17 protein-coding genes are annotated in these 22,218 nt (G+C 32.9%); 6 read left to right on the top strand and 11 right to left on the bottom strand.

The genetic code is table 11. From position 1 onward, the window contains the following. Window positions 1-146: 146 nt before the first annotated feature. Window positions 147-2,810 carry a CHAT domain-containing protein gene (locus tag CLU81_RS13865; RefSeq protein WP_099710350.1) on the top strand — a complete coding sequence of 888 codons (2,664 nt, stop codon included), beginning with the start codon at window positions 147-149 and terminating at the stop codon, window positions 2,808-2,810. Then, window positions 2,762-3,199: a retropepsin-like aspartic protease gene (locus CLU81_RS13860; RefSeq protein ID WP_099710349.1), complete on the top strand. Its 438-nt coding sequence runs from the start codon at window positions 2,762-2,764 to the stop codon at window positions 3,197-3,199. The genes CLU81_RS13865 and CLU81_RS13860 overlap by 49 nt, the downstream gene beginning before the upstream one ends. Window positions 3,200-3,317: 118 nt before the next feature. On the opposite strand, the gene CLU81_RS13855 is transcribed toward CLU81_RS13860, so the two are convergent. From CLU81_RS13855 to CLU81_RS13835, 5 genes are all read right to left on the bottom strand, one after another. Continuing rightward, entirely contained in the window at window positions 3,318-6,494 is a 3,177-nt protein-coding gene (locus tag CLU81_RS13855) for an efflux RND transporter permease subunit (protein ID WP_099710348.1), read from the bottom strand. Window positions 6,495-6,565: 71 nt separating this feature from the next. Continuing rightward, entirely contained in the window at window positions 6,566-7,633 is a 1,068-nt protein-coding gene (locus CLU81_RS13850) for an efflux RND transporter periplasmic adaptor subunit (protein ID WP_099710347.1), read from the bottom strand. A gap of 9 nt (window positions 7,634-7,642) precedes the next feature. Continuing rightward, window positions 7,643-8,977, bottom strand: a complete 1,335-nt coding sequence (locus CLU81_RS13845; RefSeq protein WP_099710346.1) for a TolC family protein — start codon at window positions 8,975-8,977, stop codon at window positions 7,643-7,645. Between the two features lie 10 nt (window positions 8,978-8,987). Continuing rightward, window positions 8,988-9,587 carry a TetR/AcrR family transcriptional regulator gene (locus CLU81_RS13840; protein ID WP_099710345.1) on the bottom strand — a complete coding sequence of 200 codons (600 nt, stop codon included), beginning with the start codon at window positions 9,585-9,587 and terminating at the stop codon, window positions 8,988-8,990. A gap of 107 nt (window positions 9,588-9,694) precedes the next feature. Then, on the bottom strand, window positions 9,695-10,216 hold the full coding sequence (locus CLU81_RS13835) for a YceI family protein (protein ID WP_099710344.1): 522 nt from the start codon (window positions 10,214-10,216) through the stop codon (window positions 9,695-9,697). Window positions 10,217-10,484: 268 nt separating this feature from the next. Between CLU81_RS13835 and CLU81_RS13830 the strand changes: the two genes are divergently transcribed. Further along, window positions 10,485-11,459: a polyprenyl synthetase family protein gene (locus CLU81_RS13830; RefSeq protein ID WP_099710343.1), complete on the top strand. Its 975-nt coding sequence runs from the start codon at window positions 10,485-10,487 to the stop codon at window positions 11,457-11,459. 356 nt (window positions 11,460-11,815) lie between these two features. Here CLU81_RS13830 and CLU81_RS13825 read toward each other — a convergent pair whose 3' ends face one another. From CLU81_RS13825 to CLU81_RS13815, 3 genes are all read right to left on the bottom strand, one after another. Next, a complete protein-coding gene (locus CLU81_RS13825; protein WP_099710342.1) occupies window positions 11,816-13,681 on the bottom strand; it encodes a trehalase family glycosidase in 1,866 nt (621 codons plus the stop codon). Then, window positions 13,671-14,891 carry a sugar MFS transporter gene (locus CLU81_RS13820; RefSeq protein WP_099710341.1) on the bottom strand — a complete coding sequence of 407 codons (1,221 nt, stop codon included), beginning with the start codon at window positions 14,889-14,891 and terminating at the stop codon, window positions 13,671-13,673. The genes CLU81_RS13825 and CLU81_RS13820 overlap by 11 nt, the downstream gene beginning before the upstream one ends. Before the next feature lie 123 nt (window positions 14,892-15,014). Then, window positions 15,015-17,654, bottom strand: a complete 2,640-nt coding sequence (locus CLU81_RS13815) for a TonB-dependent receptor (protein WP_099710340.1) — start codon at window positions 17,652-17,654, stop codon at window positions 15,015-15,017. Window positions 17,655-17,819: 165 nt separating this feature from the next. Here CLU81_RS13815 and CLU81_RS13810 point away from each other — a divergent pair, with 165 nt between their 5' ends. From CLU81_RS13810 to CLU81_RS13800, 3 genes are all read left to right on the top strand, one after another. Then, window positions 17,820-18,845 (top strand): LacI family DNA-binding transcriptional regulator, encoded by a 1,026-nt coding sequence (locus tag CLU81_RS13810; RefSeq protein ID WP_099710339.1) that lies wholly within the window; start codon window positions 17,820-17,822, stop codon window positions 18,843-18,845. Window positions 18,846-18,886: 41 nt separating this feature from the next. Further along, window positions 18,887-19,240, top strand: a complete 354-nt coding sequence (locus CLU81_RS13805) for a hypothetical protein (RefSeq protein ID WP_099710338.1) — start codon at window positions 18,887-18,889, stop codon at window positions 19,238-19,240. An 85-nt stretch (window positions 19,241-19,325) separates the two neighbouring features. Continuing rightward, window positions 19,326-20,441, top strand: coding sequence for a SprB repeat-containing protein (locus tag CLU81_RS13800; protein WP_099710337.1), 1,116 nt, complete (start codon window positions 19,326-19,328; stop codon window positions 20,439-20,441). Between the two features lie 35 nt (window positions 20,442-20,476). Here CLU81_RS13800 and CLU81_RS13795 read toward each other — a convergent pair whose 3' ends face one another. Genes CLU81_RS13795 through CLU81_RS13785 form a run of 3 tightly spaced genes read right to left on the bottom strand, consistent with a single transcriptional unit; the run spans window position 20,477 to window position 22,121 of the window. After that, a complete protein-coding gene (locus CLU81_RS13795; protein WP_099710336.1) occupies window positions 20,477-20,893 on the bottom strand; it encodes a ribonuclease E inhibitor RraB in 417 nt (138 codons plus the stop codon). 60 nt (window positions 20,894-20,953) lie between these two features. Beyond that, the gene (locus CLU81_RS13790) at window positions 20,954-21,517 is read right to left on the bottom strand and encodes a hypothetical protein (RefSeq protein ID WP_099710335.1); all 564 of its coding nucleotides are present in this window, start codon (window positions 21,515-21,517) and stop codon (window positions 20,954-20,956) included. Window positions 21,518-21,569: 52 nt separating this feature from the next. Beyond that, on the bottom strand, window positions 21,570-22,121 hold the full coding sequence (locus CLU81_RS13785; protein ID WP_099710334.1) for a hypothetical protein: 552 nt from the start codon (window positions 22,119-22,121) through the stop codon (window positions 21,570-21,572). Window positions 22,122-22,218: the final 97 nt, after the last annotated feature.

Genomic DNA, 22,218 nt, shown 5'->3' with positions numbered 1-22,218 from the left:
TTCACCATATAAGTTATGTAAGTTCATATTATCTACTTTGTCTTATTATAACAAAAAGGTCTTCGACTTCGCTCAGACGGACAAATTCATATCAATATAATATGTACTTTATGCCTTAACTTTAAAATTATGAGTACCAACATAATATGAACTTATATAACTTATATGGTTTAATTTTTCTTTTTTTTAGTCTGAATCTGTCAGCGCAGAATCAGGAAGATAAAATATATAATGCAGTTGATACTTTTGTGGCGAATCCTTCGGCGAAAGCCATAGAAAATCTGAATACTATTGAAACAGATTTTTGGAAGAGTTCAAGACCAAAAACTAAAGATGAATTATTGGCAATTGTAGTTTTAAATTGCAATAAAGCATATTATGAAAACCAATTCGGGCAAACCGAAAAAGCGATTTCGAGTTATGAGAAAGCCTGGCAAATCTATCAGAAAAACAAACTCAGTAATTATGATATAATCGAATATTGCCTAAAACCCTTGGGCAATTTATATACGGTTTTGGGAGATTATGACAGCGCCGAAAACACTATAAAACAATACTTTTTCATTGTAAATACTTCTAAAAATTATCCTGACGCTGCAAAACAAAAGTTTGCTGCGATTCTTAATTTATCGAATGCTTATCAGAGTTCCGGCAAAATTTCTTTGGCAATTGAATTACTGGAAAGCACTTTAAAAACAGAGAAATTATCGAATTCTCAGAAAGGAATTTTATTGAATAATTTGGGGAATAGTTACTTATTAAGTTCAGCTGGGAATTTAATGAGACCTGAAACGCATCAAAAAACCCAAAAATCATTTGAATTGGCTGTTGAATATTTGAAAAATGAAAAGCAACAATCCGAAACTTTATCTAATTCTTATCGAAATCTTTCGCTTCTAAATCGTCAAAGACAAAACTTCGAAATTGCATCTTCTTATTTAGAAAAAGCTGAAAAGTTATTTTTAGAAACAAAAAATCGTCAACCTAGAAAACTCGCAAAACTATATTATGAAAAAGCGCTTTTGCTTTTTGATGAAGAAAAATACGATGAAAGTCAAAAACAAATTCAGGCTATTTTTAAGATTCTGATTCCGAATTACAATTCGAAAAACATTCTTCCAAATCAAAATCAATTGTATGCCGAAACGGTTTTAATTGATGTTCTCGATTTACAGGCAGAAATTTTCGCAAAACAAAATCAATTCAAAAAATCGCTTGAAGCTTTTAGGCTTTCTTTTGACATTGAAGATTTGTTGATGAATGTTTTGGTTTACGAAAACTCAAAAATAATTACACAAATCAGAGCGCGAAATCGTACCGAAAAATGCATTTCTATTTATGATGAATTATATAGAAAAGAAAATAAAACTGAATATCTCGAAAAAGCCTTTCAATTATCTGAAAGAACAAAATCAGGTATTTTAAAAGGTTATCGTTCGAATATTAAAAATGCTTCTTCCGAAGAAAAACAACTTTTGCAGGAACTTCAAACTTTAAATAATAACATTCTTAAAGAACAGCAAAAAGGAGATTTGGCTAATATTTCTAATATTAATTCGACGATAAAAAAACAAAACGAATTGATGCTTTCGCTAAAGAAAATCCAAACTGAAAGTTCCAATTATATTCCTGAAAATTGTGACATAAAAGCACTTTTATCAAAACTGGAAAAAGATAAAGCAATATTGCTCTACTATTTTATGGGTTCTGAAAATCTTTATTATTTCATTTTACAGAATAACCGAATTTTATTAGATCGTGTTCCTATTGGAGATGGAAAAATTTATAGTATTGTACATTTCATAGATTATTTTAATAATGCCGATGCCATTACAAATGATATTTCAGGCTATAATCATTATGGAAAAAATGTCTACGATTTATTAAAATTACCTCAAAACGCAATTTATAATAACCTCATCATTGTTCCTGACGGAATTTTGAATTTTCTGCCTTTTGAAGCTTTAATTACACATGAATTAAACACAACTAATTTTGCTAAAATGCATTATTTATTGAATGATTTTAGAATTGCTTATAATAATTCTGCTAGTAATTATCTGAATTCAAAACCGATTTCAAATTCTAAAAAAACAGTTTTAGGAGTTTTTCCTATTTTCGAAAAAACACCTTTTGAATTAAGTTATTCGAAGAAAGAATTAGAATCGATTCGAAGTAATTTCAAAGGAAAATATTTAGAAAATTCTGAGGCGAGTTTTGCAAATTTTAAAAATAATGCAAGTAAATATTCCATTTTACATTTAAGTACACATGCTTCGTCCGGCGATATTGAAACTCCGGCAAGTATTAAATTTTATGATCAGGAAATCTTATATTCAGAATTATATAATCTGAATATTAATCCTGATTTAGTGGTTTTAAGTGCCTGTGAAACCGGAATAGGAAAACTCTACAAAGCCGAGGGCGCAATGAGCGTTGCAAGAGGTTTTCAGTTTGCCGGAGCTCAGAATTTAATGTTTTCTTTATGGAAGGTAAACGATTATACGACATCGGTTTTTATGGCTGATTTTTATAAAAACATTAAAAATGATGTTCCGTATTTTGAAGCTAATTCAAATGCTAAAATTGATTTCCTGAACGACAAATCAATTCCAAATGTTAAGAAATCTCCTTATTACTGGAGTTCGTTTGTGTATTATGGTTCTATTTCGACAGAAGAAAAGTCAGAAAATTATATCTTTTACATCATTAGTTTATTGACTGTAATTGGTTTATTTTTGATTTTCAATCATTATCGAAAATGGAAAATCTTCACGAGGTTCTCAAAAAAGAGAATTACAAAAAAATAAAATTCAAAGTTACCAAAACACAACACCTTTTAGTAAAAGCTAAAATTAATGGTATTTCAGGAAATTTCATCTTAGATACGGGAGCATCAAATTCCTGCGTTGGTTTTGAAAGTATTGAACGTTTTGAATTAACAGCAAAAAAATCAAAAACCAAAGCTTCCGGAGCTGGAGGAACGGGCATGAAAACGCAGACTTCGGCACATAATAAATTACAACTCGGAAGTTGGAAAAACACGGATTTTGGGATCGTGATTTTTGATCTTTCGCACGTAAATGAAGCTTTAGAATCTTTTAAGGCAAAACCTGTTCACGGTATCATTGGCGCTGATGTTTTGCTTGAAGGCAAAGGAATCATCGATTATTATAATCATTGTTTGTATTTGAAGTAATACTTATAAATTCCAATAAAGAAATTCCAAATTCCAATCTGACGTTATAATATAATTCACAAAAAAAATCCCAAACTCCTTTCGGAATTTGGGACTTTTCAATCTAAAATTAAATCAATTAATGGGTATGTTTAGGATTAAAACCGTCTTCACTTAATTCGGTGTGCACATAATCTGCAACCATTTCAGCTTCGTAATCGATTTTCTCTCCTTTAGAGAATTTATGAATTATTTTCTCCATGATATTATAAATTACAGGAACTACAATCAAGGTTAAGAATAACGAAGAAATTAATCCTCCGATAATTACCCAAGCCAATCCGTTTTTCCATTCAGCTCCTGCTCCAGATGCTAATGCAATTGGGAACATACCAAATACCATCGCAATTGTTGTCATCAAGATCGGACGTAAACGTGCGTGATTTGCCTGAATTAATGCTGTTCTGATTGATTCTCCGGCAGCTCTTCTTTGGTTGGTATAATCGACAAGCATGATCGCATTCTTACACACCAGACCAATCAACATGATGATACCCAAGATAGTAAAGATGTTCAATGAGTTATTAGTCAAAGCTAATGCTAACATCGCACCAATAAACGAAAGCGGAATAGCAAACAATACGACAAACGGGTGAACGAAACTATCATAAAGTCCAACCATTACAAGGTAAACCAAAATAATAGCGGCTAATAAAGCGATTCCTAAAGTACCAAATCCTTCAGATTGATTCTCTTGGTCACCACCCCAAATGTAGTTTACTCCAGCTGGTTTTTTCAACTTGTCTAATTTAACCTGCCATTGTTGAACGATTGTTCCAGAAGGAACCCCAACGTTTTGTCCTTTTACAGTTACCGAAGCAGATTTATCTCTACGCTCTAATTGGCTAGGTCCTGAACCTTCTGTAATTGTAGCAAATTGAGACAATTTAATTTGTTGACCTGCTGCGTTCACAAATATTAAGTTACTAACGTCTGTAATACTTTTTCTGTCGAATGCATTGTATCTAATGTTGATATCATATTCGTATTCTCCAGCTCTGTATTTACCATCTGTGTTTCCACTAAAAGCAGTTTGCATCGTTAAACCAACTGTTTGAAGCGTTAATCCTAAAGCAGCCATTTTATCACGATCTACTTTAACGTTGATCTCAGGGTTTCCGTCTTCAACTGTTAATTTAATCTCTGTTGTTCCAGGAATTGTGCGTAATTCAGCTTCAGCTAATTTTGCAAATGCCATAGCACTTTCTGTTGAAGGACCTGTTACAATTAATCCTAAAGTTGCATCTTCAGCAGTTCCTAAGATACCTACAGGAACGGTTTTTACTTTTGCGCCAACTAATACTTTTTCTAATTTACGTTTGATTTTTGCTGCGTAAACGTTAGCATCATCAGTACGATCTTTTTGTTCAATCATTTTTACGTCAATCTCAGCTTTGTAAGCTGTTGCTTGCGATGCTCCAAAACCTTCTGAGGTTTGTCCTACCGTTGTAATTTGACTGTGAACATATTCCTGAGCTTTTAAATAAGCTTCGGCTTTTTGAGTCATGAAGTTCGTTTGTTCTAACGAAGCATCTTTTGGCATTTCGATTTGAACTAAGAACTCTCCACTATCAGATGATGCGAAAAACTCTCCTCCGATAAATCCACCGCCCATTAATCCAATTGTTGATCCAAAGAACAATACAAGAACTACTAAAATAGTTTTAACATAATGATCTAAACACCAAGTCAATAATTCAGAAACCCAGTTTGTAAAACGTGTTAAATAACTTTCGAAACCAAGAATAATTCTTCCAAATAAATTCTTTCCTTCAATATGCTCTAATTTACCATAACGAGATGATAACCAAGGGATAATTGTAAATGAAGCTAAAAGCGATAACATCGTTGAAATAATTACCGTAACACAAAATTGTGTAATGATATTAGATACCAATCCAGAACTCATCGCAATAGGCAAGAATACCACCACAATTACTAATGTAATCGAAGTTACAGTTCCACCAATTTCTGCTGTTCCATCATAAGAAGCACGAATTCGGCTTTTACCCATTTCCATGTGTCGATAAATATTCTCGAGGACCACAATCGCATCATCGACCAGAATACCAACAACAAGAGATAATCCAAGTAAACTCATTAAGTTTAACGTGTATCCCATTAAATAAATGCCAATAAAGGTAGCGATCAAAGATGCCGGAATAGACACCATTACGATCAACGAGTTTCTAATACTATGTAAGAAGAACAACATTACAAAAGCTACCAGAACTACTGCAATTAATAAATCGTGAACTACAGAATCTGCAGCTTCAAGAGTAAAAACTGTACTGTCTTTTGCAACTTCTAGTTTTAGCTGATTTACTTTATAATCTTTCTCAAGAGTAGCAATTGTTTTTAATAATTGCTCACTTACCGCAACCGCATTTGCATCAGATTGTTTTACGATTTGCAAAACGATCGCACTTTTTTGATCTACACGTGATATTTTTTCAGCAATTTTTTGAGTATCCTGAACATCTGCAATATCACTTAAACGAACCTGAATTCCGTTTTGAGAAGAAACAACAAGGTTTCTTAATTCTTCAACACTTTTATATTTACCCGCTAAACGAATTAATATTTTTTGGTTACGAGTCTGGATGTTTCCTGTTGGGAAATCTAAATTCGAAGTCAAAATATTTTGTTGTACCTGAGGAATAGAAAGTCCGTAACCTTGCATTTTTAATGCATCAAGATTTACCTGGATTTCACGTTCAGATCCACCAATAATGTTTACCTGAGCAACACCTTGTACACGAGATAAAATAGGAGCAATTTTTTTGTCAATTAAGTCATAAAACGCTGCTTCATCCATTTTTCCGTTGGCACCAAGCGTCATAATTGGTAAATCACTCAGCGAGAATTTGGTCAATGCCGGTGTTTTAACATCATCTGGCAAATCACTAATTATCGCGTTTATTTTACGCTGTGCATCATTCAGAGAGAAATCGACTTTTGCATTTGATGTTAATGTAATCGAAACGATAGATAAACTCTCGTATGATTTTGAGTCAATTTTCTTAACATTCTCTAAGGATGCAATCGCATCTTCAATTTTCTTGGTTACTGTATTTTCTACCTCACTTGGAGAAGCTCCCGGATAAACTGTAGAAATTGTAATAACGTTTTGTTCAAATTTTGGGATCAGCTCATAACCTAACTGGCTGTAGCTGAACAATCCACCAAGTGTTAGAATTGTAAACAATACAATTACTAACGACGGACGTTTTATGGATATTTCGGCTAATTTCATATTTGTTGCTTTAGGCGGTAGGCTTTAGGCAATAAGCTTAATGCTTATGGCGTATAGCTTAATGCTTTAAATTATTTAATAATTTCTACTGTATTACCGTCTTGTAAGTTAATTTGACCTGTAATAACTACAATTTCTCCGTCAGTTAATCCGTTGATGATTTCTACCTGATCTCCTAAAATTCTTCCAGCAGTTACTTTTTTCAATTTTGCAACACCATTTTGAACCACGAAGATTTCGTTACTACTAACACTTCCTACGAAAGCATTTCTAGGCACAACCATAAGATGTTGTTTTTGTTGGTTTGATGCAAAATTTGCAGTTCCGTACATACCTGCTTTCAGGTCGTTATTGATATTATTTGCAATTTCAATTTCAACTGGGAAGTTTAAAGATTCATCCGCTTTTGCAGCAATAAAAGTGATTTTTCCAGTAAAAGTTTTATCAGGATAAACACTCGCTGTTACATTGATTTGGTTTCCTACTCTCAAACTTGCAACTTGATTTTCGTTTACTGTAACTACTAATTTTAATTTAGAAACATTTACAATATCAAACAAAGCAGTTGCAGGCATTCCTGTTAAGATAGATCCTGGCTCGATGTATTTTTTATTGATAAAACCGTTGATTGGTGCTTTTACTTTAGTATCTCCAACATTAATGTTTGCTTGTTTCAAATTAGATTCAGCATTTGTTAACGCTAATTTTGCCTGATCTAATTGTTGTTTTGTAACTCCACCTGTTTTAAAAGCATTTTCGTATCTGCTATAATCAGATTTTGCATTTTGGTAAACTGCTTGCGCTTGTTGAGCACTTACATTAATAACGTCACCTCTCATTGTTAATAAAGTCTGGCCTACTTTTACGTAATCTCCTTCTTTAGCCAAAACACTAATTACTTTTCCAGATTTCTCAGCAGAAAATGTTAATTGTTGAATTGGTTGAAAGTTTCCGTTTGCAACGAAATCCAGTGAAATTTCTTCTGTTTTTACAGGAGTTACTTTTACTGAAACTGCAGCATTTTTCTCTGCTACGATATCTGTTTTTGCTTTATTCTCCTTCTTATTATTATTTAAGACATATCCCATCACACCCAGTGCTGCGATTATGATTACGATTGTTATAATAGTTTTCTTCATTGTAATTAGTTATTTAATAAGAGTTTTAAGTTCGCCTTTTGATTTGATTAGTGCTATTTCGGCAATTTTGTAATTCAAAACTGCTCTCGTAAAATTATTTTGAGCTTCAAGTTGTGCATTTTCAGCATCTAACAAATCTGTTAATGATGCCAATCCTTGAAGATAATTGTTTTTTGTATTGCTTAAGATTTCAGTCGCTAAGCGCATATTTTCTTTTTGATTATTGATAGTCACAAGGTTATTATCAATTTGTGCCATTGCATTTCTGTAATCTAAATCAAGCGAAAGTTTTGTGTCTTTGATATCTTCCTGAAGTGATCTGATTTCTACATCGGCTTGTCTTACTTTGGCACGAGTTCCAAATCCTGTAAAAATTGGTACGTGTAAGTTTAATCCAATTGCTGAGTAATCTGACCAATAAACACCATCTGATGGTTTTGCAAACCAAGGCATTTGTGGACCCTGACCAATATAATTGTAACCTGCAGTCAAAGAAAGTGTTGGATAATATCCAGCTTCAACAGCTTTTTTATTGTAAACTAAAAGCTCTTCTTGTTTTTTCAAAAGCAAATATTCCGTTCTGTTTTCAACATTTGGCACTTCTGTTAATGCAGCAGGAACAACTTCAAATTCTTCTTTTGGCATATCAATTTGAGCTTCAATAGGCATTCCCATATAAAACTTTAAAGCATTTTCCTGTAAAGTAATTTGATTCTTAATTTGCTGACGTTCTGTATCAATATTAGACATTTTAACAACGATACGATCTAAATCAATTTTTTTAGCCAAACCGTTATCAAATTGTCCTTTTACGATGTCACGAACTTTTGTTGTGTTTACGTAATTACTGTCTAATAAAATCAATCTTTCTTTTTGTACATAAACTGAATAGTAGTTATTAGCAACTCTTTCAATTACTTGTTCTTCAGTTAACTGATCGTTTATTTGATAAAATTCACGAGTAGATCTTGCAGCTCTTAAACCGGTAAAAACAGATTGATCAAATATTGTCTGAGTTAATGAAAGCCCAGCATTTGAAGTCCATTTTTGACCAAATGCCGCCTGAATTGTAGTTCCTGGCTGACCAAAACCAGCTCCATCAATAACTGTTGTCTGAATTACTGGATTGTAAGTTAAGTTTCCGTTTGCAGAGATTTGTGGTAATGCTCTTGAACGTACTTCCTGAATCTTGTACTCACTATTTTCAACCTGTAATTTTGCTTTTTTTGCGTCTGCTTTATTTTCAAGCGCATAAATAACAGCATCTTTCAGGGTTAGTGTTTTGACTTGTGCGTTGGCAGACAAGCCAATTGAACACAAAAATATAAGAATTATTCGTTTCATAGATTGATGATTAAATAGTAATTTTTTTAAGTTGTTTTTCTAATTCCAGTATTCCCTTTTCGGTTGCCATTGCTCTGGTGTGATACTCCAGCGCTTCTAATTCTATTTTTTGTGCTTCTCGTTCTGAAACCGTAGTCTCGTTTATATGAAAAATCAAAGTGTAATAAAACTTTACATATAAATCTATATTCAAATCTGCTCTGTATAGATCTTCGCGAATTCCTTTCAAAATATTATCTCTGAAATAATGATTACACTGATCGATTTCGTGAGTCATTATATTTTGATAAATCTCAGGATAATGCTTTTTTAACTGATATAACGGAGAGGTATCTGTTGCGTTTTTAAACATATCACGGAACATTTCTCTAATTTCAAAATTCTCGTGAATCGCATTATAATCTTTGGCTACAATCGTATCAATAACTTCGTGTACTTGTTTATGAACTGTAGATGTACTCTCTTCGATTAAAACTTCTTTGTTACAGAAATATTTATAAATCGTTTTTTTAGAAATACACATTTCGCCCGCGATATCATCCATTGTAACGCTTTTAAAACCAAGCTTTAAAAATAATTCACTTGCTTTTGATATGATTTTCTCTTTCATTTTAACTTTCAAATTGCATTACAAATATACTTAGGAAACTAAAATCAAAAAAATAGTTTCCATGCTATTTGTAATAATTTTACATTAATTTATTCTTCATGTAAGATTTATATACTAAATTCAAGATTAGCTATAAGCTTAATATCTTTTCCTAAAGCCAAACCTCCATTATGATTAAATGAGTTATAATCCAAGCCAAAATCCTGACGTTTGATGTCTCCTTTAATTTCAAAAGCAACTTTTCTTTCACCGTTGTAAGTATTGATTCCAATAAACTCAGCATCAAGCTCAACCACTTTAGTGACATCTTTTATAGTAAGATCACCTTTAAAAAAGTTGATGTTATTGTTTATTTTTTGAAATGAAGTCGATTTGAAACTAATAATCGGATGCTCATCTACATCAAAAAAATCCTGAAGCTGTAAATAAGTATCGATTTGTTGAAAACTATCTTTTTTGTTATTGATATCTAATGAAAACTCAACCGAAGCATCCTCAATTTCATTGTCTTCAATATTCACGTAGCCACCAAATTTATTAGTCGTTCCTCCCATATAAGCAATTATAGAATGTCTCATTTTGATTAAAACATCTGATTGGCTAGAATCTAAGGTCCATGTTGTTTTCATAAATATTTGATTTTATTGAGTTTATAAATTATTAAAACTCGTCACGGAAACTTTTACAGTGTTCGAAGTTTCCAATTAACGGTGCAAATATAAACAGGAAACTCTAAACACCAAAAAAGTTTCCAAGTTTTTTTATAAATTATTTTAATTCCTTTAAAATGAAGGGATTCACAGCTCTTTTTAATGGAAACTCATCTTTTAAATTTTTAAAAAAGGAATAATTAATAATGAATTGTATCTTTGAGGCTCGCAATTCAGATTATATTTTATGCACGATATTAGCCAATACCAGGATTTTTTTATCAAATATTTAGAAAATCAAAGCATCAGCAAAGAGCCTAAAAACCTTTACGAACCTATTGAATATATTTTGGGCCTTGGCGGAAAAAGAATGCGTCCCGTGCTAACTTTAATGGCTTCAGAAGTTTTTGACACCGATTATAAAGTGGCGCTTCCGGCTGCAATGGCTGTCGAAGTTTTTCATAATTTTTCGTTGGTTCATGATGACATTATGGATGATGCACCTTTGCGAAGAGGACAGGAAACTGTACATGAAAAATGGGATTTGAATACCGGAATTCTTTCCGGAGATGCAATGCTTATTCTGGCTTATCAGTATTTTGAACAATACGATCCAAACGTTTTTAGAGATTTAGCAAAACTATTCAGCAAAACTGCTCTTGAAGTTTGTGAAGGACAACAATGGGATGTTGATTTCGAAAAAAGAAACGATGTTACAATTCCCGAATATCTAAAAATGATCGAATATAAAACCGCCGTTTTAGTTGCTGCTGCCATGAAAATGGGTGCAATTGTAGCTAAAACATCTGAAAAAGAAGGTGATTTAATTTATGATTTCGGATTGAATTTAGGATTGGCTTTCCAACTTCAGGATGATTTTCTGGATGCTTTTGGAGATCCTGAAACCTTCGGAAAACAAGTTGGCGGAGATATTATCGAAAACAAAAAAACCTATTTATATCTAAAAGCACGTGAATTTTCATCACCTGAAAAAGCTTCGGAATTAGAGAAATTATTCAGCTTGAATTTAGACGATAATACGGATAAAATAGAAACTGCAAAAAGCATTTTTAATGAATCAGGCGCTTCAAAAGCAACGCAAGATGCTATAGAAATGTATACTTTTAAGGCTTTTGATACTTTAGAAAAAATGGATATCAACGCCGAAAAGAAAGATATTCTTAGAACTTTTGGCGAGAATTTAATGGGAAGAAAAGTTTAGTTTTTTTGCCACGAATTTCACGAATCTCTGCGAATTTTTATCCCAATTAAATTAGTAAAAATTAGTCGAATTCGTGACAAAAAATTCACATTTGTAAACAACAAACCCGACAAGTTTTAAAAACCTGTCGGGTTTGTCATTTTAAATAAATTATTCCGTTAGGAATATCTGGTTGGTAAAAAAATAGTAACACATTTGCATAGTGTCCTGTAGGGACACCTCTGTTTTGCGCAATGAATGATTATGAACATAATCAAACGTTGCTACGGAACGTATACCATTAAATCCAATCAAAAAAATCTACCAATCATACATTCCTAAAGGAATGAATAACATCTTAAAAAAATTGACCATAATTAAAACAAATCATCAGGATCGACTAAATCTGATAGTTTTTGTTTTAAATCGTCTTCTAAAATCGTTAATCCGTATTGATAAGAAGCGTTCATCCAGCCAAAACCTTCTTCGGTTATGTAATCGAATTCCGTTCCTACGTTTCCGTATTCTGCGAAAATTTTGTGCGAGCTTATCGACAAATCAAATTTCTCCGGAATGGTTCCGTTATAATCAACCGCATTTCTGGTAATCAGCCAAAGCCATCGATAAACCATTTCCTGAGCTTCTTCGTTGAAATTATAATTCAGCAGACCTTCCCATAAAAGCATTTGATGCGGCGCCCATCCAAACGGATAATCCCATTGTCTTATTGGTGCATTTTCATCAACACCAGCAATCGATTCTTTGGTACTTCCTGCAATTCCCCCTTTCATTTTAAACCTTGGAAGCGTCTTTTTAACCAAAATTTCAGCTTGTTCCTGCGTGCTTATTTTCGCCCAAAGCGGATAAAAAGTTGGCGCTGCTTCAAAGAAATGTTGCTTTTCGTTTACAAAATCATAATCCAGATAACATCCTAATTCTGCATTCCAGCACATTTTATTGATTTTCTCTTTCCTCGAGTTGGCTTTCGAAATCCAATATTCACTTGAAAAAGATTTGTCTTCAAAATATTGAAATTCATTTTTGAAGTACTTTTTAATCAAGAAAGCAATGTCGGTTTCGTATTTATAAAGCAAACTATTGATCGCAACCGTATTTAAATTGGCACAAACTCCAACCAATCTATTTGTTGTATCGTGTCCGCTTTCGCGCATACTTCGATCGTGAATAAAATACTTATCCAGTTCAGCATCTACAACTTCTCTTTCGAGATATTTCTTTTCAAATTCTCTTGTAGACAAATTATATTTCGGCGCATATTGTTCTAGAATATCATCAAAATGTCCTTCCTCAACTTCAAACGGAAGTCCTATTCCTTCTGCTTTATAGCGATTTAATCCATTTGCTGTAAGACGTTTTCCTTCTTCCATCCAAACAGTTTGATATTCTTTTATAGCGGTTTTTAAATGTCTTTCAATCCAGAAAACATCCGGATTCGACTTCTCTAAAACATCTATAATTAGCGACGTATAAAGTGGCGGTTGCGTACGGGTTAAATAATAGCTTCGGTTGGCATTTAGGATTTTTCCATAATGATCGATTTGATATTTAAAATTCTCGGCAATGCCTAAAGCAAGATCTATTTTATCGTCGATCAAAAGTCCTTTGGCAATAAAATAACTGTCCCAACCGTACATTTCATTAAATCTTCCGCCAGGAACTACAAACGGAACTCCCGAAATTTCATTATTTTTTATTTGAAGTGCCAAAGCTAAAATTCCGGGTTGTTTATTCAGCGAAAGCACATATTCCGGCGAAATGTTTTTAGGCATTTGCACCACTTTTAATTTTGGCGTTGTAGCTTCTAATTTCTTGAAATAATCAAAAACAATTTCATCACCAAAAGGCACATACAAATAAGCCAATTCATTTTCGATCTTATTATCTTCTAGGATTTTCTTTACGCCATCAGCATCAATTGTTCGCGTAAGACCTTTCCAATATAGGTTTTTTATCTTTCTCGAAATCCTTTTTACAGGATCTTCGGTAATTTCATTCAGATTGATTTCGGCAAATTCGGTTTTGTTTTTTTTAGCCAAAGCCAATTCCTGCAATAAATTCGAAAGCTGATAAGTTCCTTCAATAACTGCCGGATTCCCATCTTGATCGTACAACAGAAATTTCTTTGGACCATGATCATCAATCGTTATTTTTTTATCGCCATCAGTATCTTCCTGAGCCAATAATTTTTCGATGGTTTGGGTTATATGTAATTTAAATTTCATCTTTTGCAGTTATTTTTTTGAGAATAAAAAAGGATATTAATAATAAAGACATTGGAATTAAAGTAAAATAAAATGCGTTTTCCGGTCCTTCATTTTTAAACAACCAGCCTGTTATTCTGGAACCTAATGTTCCGCCAAGAGCAGAAAATATTACAATTAATCCGGTCATTGAGCTTTGTAAATTCTTTGGTAAAGCACTTAATACAATCGAATTTAACAAGGGATAAATTGGCGCAATAAACAATCCGATTAAAGGAAATGCAAAACCAATTAAAGGTATATCCGAAAGTGTGTTGATGCTTTTAACTTCTAGTCCAACAGTTTTAGGAAGTACAAAAATCACGATCAGCATTGCCGAAAAAATGCACACACTTAAAACCCAGATCCAGTTTACTTTTTTAGTTACAATACCTGCAATCATTCGGCCAATTGCTAATGAAATAGCTAAAATACTTGCCATCATTATACTGATATTCTCCGGTAAATGAAGCACTTTTGTATTGAACGTTGGCAACCACGAAAGGATTCCCTGTTCGATCATAACAAACAAAAAGACGCTTATAACAAAAATAACAGTAAGTAATTTTGCCATTAATTTGAACATCTGCAGAAAGTCATCTTTGAGATTTGCTCCTGCCGAAACTTCCGGCTCTTTGAATTTTACAAAAAATAAAAACAAAAATGACAGGAACGATAATGCAGCCAAAAACCAATATACATTTAGCCATGAATTTGGATCGTTTTCATTATTAAAAGCTGGAAATAAAAAATAAGCCAACGCAATCCCAACCATAAAAAAGCCTTCAATACTACTCATCAAAGCATTGTGTTCTTTTTTGGTTTCGGTCACAGTTCCAATTAGCGAATAAACCGAAACTTTGATCAAAGCAAATGAAACTCCAACGGTTGCAAAAAGAATTTTAGCATTGTCAAATGAGTTTCCAAAATACATAGAAATACAAGCCAAAGTAACCAAACCTAATCCTATTAACATCGATTTTCTATAGCCTATTCTTGGTAAAAAAGAGGCTATAAAAAAAGATACAATAGCAATTGGCATGTCTTTAAAAGCTTCTAAAATACTTGCCTGAACTTCATCTACTCCATAATTTCTTTGCGATTTTAGAATCACAATACCTACGCTGTTTAATAAAATGGCGAAGACAAAATAATTAAGATAAAGAGAGATTTTGATTCCTATGTTTTTCATTTTTTTCGGATGTGATTTGTTGCCGATGTTTTACGTTTACGGTGCGGAGACGCACTGCTGTGCGCCTCTACAATACCGTATGTTGTGTAAAACGCGTTATAATGCGTTTGTATAAATATAAATTTAGAAATTAATCGCTACCGAAAATCTAAACGCGCGTCCTAAAATAGGTCTTGCCATAAACACATCGCTTGCGGCAGAAGTTGTTTGTCTTGGATCTCCTTCTGTTAAACCAATTTCGTTGAATAAATTCGAAGCATCTACAGCAAAACGAAGATTATTATATGTATAATTTAAACCTGCTCCAACTTCTTTATAAGCCGGTAAAACTTGTTTGTTATCCTGATTCGTGAATTTTTTGTCGTAATAAGAAAACTGAACATAAGCCGTAAGATCTTTTGTAATATCTACTTCTGGTCTTAAGTTGCAGAAGAATTTAGGGATTCTTCGTGCTGTATTTCCGTTAAAATCAAAAGTCGAACCGTCAGCATTTGTTCCTGTAAAATTATCGTATTCCGGTTTTTGAACTGTGAAAGTGAAATTCAGTTTTACGATTTCATATCTCACGTTAGTTTCTACTTCAAGACCAATATTGTTTACGTCGGCAAATTTGTTTTCAGAAGATCCGTCAGATAAAATGTCTGTAAAAGCAACATTTTTTAAACCCATGTGAAATAAATTGGCATTCACATTAAAGAATGAATTAGAATATTTATAACCTAACTCAAACTGATTTACTTCTGTATTTTCTAGTTTGCTTAAATCTGCTGCATTATCATAAAACGACTCTTCAATTGGAGATCTAAATCCGTGGCTATAACGAACATACGAAGCCATATTATCATTGAATTTGTAGTTTCCTGCCGCTGTATAAGACCATTCGCTTACATCATATCTCCAATATGTATATGGATTTCCTTTTACGGTAGTAACCTTATCATCAGCCGTATTGTTATCTAAAACTCCTAAGTTTTCTGCAAAAAATCTCGCGTTGTCTCTATAACCTGAATATTTGTCTTTGTTGTATCTTAAACCTGCATTGAATGTCAAATTATCTGTCGCTTTAATTTCTGCATCAGCATAAATATCGTTCAAAAGACCTTTGGTTTGAGCGTCTCTTTCTAACCAAGTGATTCTTTCTATTCCGTTCCAAGTGTGATCAACTCCGGTTGTATTGTCTTTTACGTTTAACAATCTTGGATTATCCGAAACGCCTACTAAATAAGAATTCCAGTTCCAGTATTGATTCGATTTCCAGTTTGAATAGTAATAACCAGCCGTTAATTTCACAGGATCTAAATCAAAATTGAAAGAGAAATTATTCGCAAAATTGTTCATCTTTTTGTCAATATGCCAAAGATCTGCTCTCATAATTAAAGCGTTTGGATCAAGAGTTTGCCCGTTGTCTACATAAGAATACGTTAGATTGCTTGCCGTTGTATTTTGAACATCTGTTGCATAAGCGCTTTGTGTCCAAGGTCCACCATTTGGAAAAATTGCATTGTAATTCAAATCAATACTTGTTTGTTTAAATGCATTTTTGAATGTTACTTTCTCAGATATTTTCTTTTTGAATTCAGCTCCAATTGAGTTGATAACCGGATGTGAACCATCTTCTAAATCTGCACTAAAAGTTCCGCCACCATATTGAGGCACATTTAAGTGGCTGAAATTTACTGAAGTCAAAGTTCCATAATTTGGATTAAATCCTGGAATCCCTTCAATTTTTCCGTTATTACTTTTTAAAGGAATTGGCAAATAGAATGTATTTCTGTCGTCAAGATGCTTGAAATTAACTCTTAAATAATCGTTGTCATCAAATTTATACGTGATGTTTCCTTTTATTTGTCCTCCTTTATTTGCTGTAAAACCTGTATTTCTTACACCATTATCGGCTCTGTAAAAACCTCCAACATTAAAAAACAATTTATCTTTAATCAAAGCACCTGATAAATTAAGATCTGTTCTGAACATTCCGTAGTCTGAAGTCGTGAATTTTGCTCTTCCCATAAATTCATTCTGACCTGTTTTCGAAATGAAATTGATAATTCCACCCGGAGCATTATTGGCAAAAATTGATGCTGAACCTCCACGAACAGCTTCCATTTTGCTTACCGTTTCGTCTAATCTGTAAAATGTATCGGCATTGGCAAATTGCAAAGCTCCATCTTCAAAAACCGGCAATCCGTCTTCCTGAATTTGTACATATTCATAAGCTCCTGCTGAAGGAATTCCTCTTGCAAAAAGGTTGTTTCCAATTTCTCCTCCAGATGCTTCAACTACAAATCCCGGAATTGTTTGAAGCAAAGCCGCTGTACTTGATGGCGCTCTGTCTTCGATTGCTTTTGCGCCCATTGTAGTAATTGCAACGCTGGATTCCAATTTAGATCTTGGCGCTGATGATCCTGTAACCACAACTTCTTTTAGACTTTGTGATTCTCCTTCAAGAAGTAAATTTACATCTAGAGATTCGCCTTCTTTTATTGCAATTTGTTTTTCGAAAGTTTTATAACCCACATTTGTTGCAATAATAGTGTAAGTTCCTGCATCGATATTAGAGAATGAATATCCTCCGTTTTCATCTGTAATAGTGCTTTTTCCTGTTTCCTTAAGAGTCACATTTGCACCCGGAACGGTTACTCCCCTGTCGTCTAATACTTTTCCTGATATAATGCCTTTATTTTGGGCAAATAGATTATTTGGTAAAAAAAACAGGCAAAACATTAAAAGTAATGTACCTAAATACTGGTGTAGCTTTTTCATTTTTTTTTGTTCGGTTAGTTAGTAATTATGGTTATCACTGTCAAACTTAATAACTAATTATAAGGAATATAGGAATTAAAAATCGAAAACGTTTTCGAAAACACCTAAAACGTTTTCGGAACTTAAAATTTTATCAATGCAGTTTATTTTTAGTACTTTTATTTCATGAATGACACAAAATTAATAGATATAGCCTCAGCCTTGGGAATTTCGGTTACCACAGTCTCAAAAGCCTTAAAAGGGTATACAGATATTAGTAAGTCTACGCGAGCCAGAGTTATCGAAATGGCCGAAACGATGAACTACATGCCTAATTCTGTTGCGGTAAACCTTAGAACTAATGAAACCAAAACAATTGGCGTCATTATTCCGGCTACGGTTCATCATTTTTTTTCAAGTGTATTAAATGGAATCCTTGAAGAAGCCGAAAAAAGAGGTTATTTGGTCATTATATTACAATCAAACGAAAAGTATGAACTCGAGAAAAAACAACTTGCTCTTTTAATTCAAAAACGAGTTGACGGAGTTTTAATGTCACTTTCAAATGAAACCGATGATTTCACTCATATTAATGAAGCGATTCGGAAAAATACTCCTGTTGTTCTTTTTGATAAAATTGCAAAAAGAGTTGATTGTTCTAAAGTTGTTATTAATGATGCAAAAGCGGCTTATGATGCTGTGACGTATCTTATTAATAAAGGATATAAAAAAATCGCCCATTTTAGAGGTTCTTATGTTCCGCAGAATTCTATTGACCGCTTTTTAGGTTATAAAAGAGCGCTTGAAGCTCACGGAATTGAGTACGATTCGAAACTGGTTTACGTTTGCGACAACAATACTGATTTTGAAGATGGTTACGAAAATGCGCAAAAAGTAATGACCGAAAATCCGGATATTGATGCGATTTTTGCGATTACAGATTTAGTCGCCATCGGGATTATAAAATATTTTAACGAAGCCGGAATAAAAACTCCGGAACAAGTTGCGGTTTTTGGATTCAGTAATTGGTTTATGAGTACGGTTATTTCGCCAAAACTAACAACAATTGATCAACCCGGATTCGAAATGGGACATCAGGCGGTTTCGCTTTTAATCGATGAAATTATGGACATAAAAGAGCATCGACAGGTGACACATCAAATTATTGAACTTCCTACAAGAATCATTGAAAGAGAATCAACCGTTAAATGATTTTTTAGTTTTAACTTTGCGTCAATTCTTAAAAAGCATCAATGTTTCCAATTCCTGAAAATACCGATTTTTTATTGGCTGATGCCGAAAAAGAAAACCTATATCTAAACCTGATTGAACAAATTAATAAGGATTTTAATTTGGCAAATGAAGGCATCGATTTTCCGTTAAGCATTTCTCCGGATGAATTAAAAATTCAACTTCACGAAAAAATCTACAGAATGATTCAGTACAAATTCGCTGAATATTTAAACTTGCTTTATATTATCGATGTTTCGGAAAGTGAAATCAAAAAACTAGACGGTTCTGATTTGGTAATTCTTGCTGAACAGGTTGCGTTTTTGATTTTAAAAAGAGAATGGCAGAAAGTGTGGTTTCGAAATCACTACAAGTAAAATTCTGACTTACTACACTTTTCTACAAAACAGTTAGATTTATTCAGAAAAAATCTTAATATTTGTTGGATAATTTCCGAAATTCATGAGAAAAATTATCCTTCTGTTATCTTTTATTATAATAGCTTCCTGCTCATCAGATGAACCGACAAAAACACCTGTCAAAACTGAACCAGAAGTTGTAATAAAACCTTTGGCTGCAACATTTACAAAAATTGATGTAGCTGTTTATGGAGGGAATACCGGCTCAGTTACTTTTATACCTTCGGGAGGAACTCCTCCTTATACAATTTCACCATCACAAACTGGTTTGAAGGCAGGAAATTATACCTTTATCATTACAGATAGTAAAGGACTCACTCTTAGCATAACTACCGAAATAACACAATCTAAAGCTGTACTTCCGCAATCGGGATTGCTTAAACCGGCAGTAAAAAATATTAATAAAAAATCGGCCAGCGGAAAAAGAAGTGAAACTGTTAAACATTTGGTTCAATCGATCCAATACGATAAAGACAAATACGTAATTGATCCAACTTCTGACTCTTCTTTAACTGATAATCTATATGCAGCAAGTGAAGATGCTTTAAACGCAAATACACCAAAAGGTGACGTAAGAACTTACACTTACAATGATTTAGGACAACTTATAAGGATTGATATTCTAAAAGGTCCTAATTCACTTGGATCTTCAGGAATCGAATTTTCTTATGAATATGACAGCAATGGCAACGTAATCAACAATAAAACGCCATATACATACGAAAACGGACTTATAACTAATGTTTTAATTGATGGCTATTCGACTACATATACATACGATTCAAGCGGAAGAGTAATTCATCGTGCAGGTTCAATGAATGCCTCAACTTTTGAATATACTGATACTGAAGTTAAAGAAACAAGATATGAAGTCATTCCGTCTCAGGGAGAAGTTGCTAATGGACGAGTAGTAATTACTAAATATGACGGCACAAAAGCAGGAATCTACAACAATGAACCTTATTATAAAATCGCAACTACGTTTTCCTCATTACTAGGACAAACTTTACCAAATCCATATTTACACGTAATCGAACAAAAGTTAGTCGATAATGGAGAGGTTCAAAAAACCCAAACTTATAAATATTTTTACGATACTGATGGTTATTTGATAAAAGTAGACGATGGGGTTTATGTTACTGTTTATATTTATCAGTAAGTTTTGAGGTTCTAAGATTCTTAGATGCTAAGGTTCTAAGTTTTTTCTATACTTGTTTCCCAGCCATCATAATCTCCACCATATTCAATTGCCTTTTCCCATAAATAGATTACATAATCATTTACACTATTTTCATCAACTTTATCAATTCTTTTTATTTGTAATTGATATGGAAACTTATCATTAATTTTATTTGAACTCACTAGTTCAAATCCTTTCTTACTTACTTCTATCAAATAATTATTTCTTTGTTTTTCTTCTTTGAAATAAATCCAGTGAAAAACTTCTCTTGAAGCAGTTAGCTTATCACCAGCATTACGCAAAGAATTTATTACTCCAAGATTTGCATTTATTTGAGCTTGTTTTTTAACATCAACGTTTTTTGTTTCCTTTTGTTGACAGGACGAACTTCCTAGAAAAATTCCAAAAAGAATAGCAAAATATTTTTTCATTTAAGAAGTGTAATTATTAATATTTTAATGAATCAAAACCTTAGTCCCGAAACTCAGTTGTTAAGGCTTTTCGTTTGGTCGAATAATACTTTTCAATTTATCTAATTCAGACCAAAGTCCAAATCCGTTTGTATCTAGTTTACTTCCCGTAATCTGGAAACGACCACATTTAAAACAAATCTTTGCGATTCCAACTGTTTTTTCTTTCTTTTTAAAAATAAAAATGTCACGATATTCTGCAGCACAGGCAGCGAAAGTATCTTGCAATGAATCTTTTTCGCTAAAGACATTTTCAATCTCTTTTTGCTGTTTGAGCGATAAATTTGATTTTTTGTACTTATGATTCAATAGAATTTTTTCGAAGTTTTCTTGTGGAATAGTATCAGGAAAACTGTGCACAAATAAAGTAATAAATTCGACTTCTTTATCAGTATTCTTATCTTTTCTAATAATTTTCATAAAATCATCATCAGAAAAATTCAAATAATAATGATCTATTTTATCTGAATCAAAAAAAGGTTTTAGTTCTTTCTTTACAACTTTTGTGTCTACAACTTCTGCTTTCTTCGAATTATTACAACTCGAAATAATAATTGCTGTAATTATAAAAATATATTTCTTCAAATTTCAATATTTAAAACCTTTGAACCTTTGTTGCTATGAACCTCTGAACCTTTTAAAAATATACTCTCACAAAAGGCATAAATCCAGATCCATAAAGACTCGTTTGTGCATTGTACAAAACATCATAACGTGCACCAACGGTTACACTTCCGGTTCTGTAACCTGCTCCAAGATATAAGGCCGTATTCCAATAATTATCAGAGTAAGAAGGTCGGTACGGCGTTGAATCATAACTGGTGTTTATTCGCACTTGCTCCAATTCTGCAGATAATTGAATTTCGGGAATTGGGTTTACAAGTGTAACCAAACTTCCTCCGTAAACAAACGAATCATAATAGTTTTTTGAAGATAAATATCCAAACTGTAAACCTACTCCAAAAGCCACAATTTCATTAACATTGTAGATTGCACTTGGCATAACAGAAATATCTGTATAACCGGAACCAATTCCTAAACCAAGTCCGCCACCAAATTGAACTTTGTCCCAAAAATGATTGCTGTTGTCTATAACATACTTTTGTTGGGCAATTGCTGAACTTGAAAAAGAGACTATCAAAATCACAAAAAATGTTTTGAAAACGATTGAAATTTGATTTATATACATACTTAACGTTTATTTTAACAAATTTTTACGTAAAAGTACGTAAAAAAAAGATCTAAATAAAGGCGATTGTTGTACTTTTGCCATTCTATTTAACAAA

The organism is Flavobacterium sp. 9 (assembly GCF_002754195.1).
GTDB lineage: Bacteria > Bacteroidota > Bacteroidia > Flavobacteriales > Flavobacteriaceae > Flavobacterium.
The sequence above is the reverse complement of the archived record's forward strand: the minus strand, read 5'-3'. Positions and strand labels throughout refer to the sequence as shown.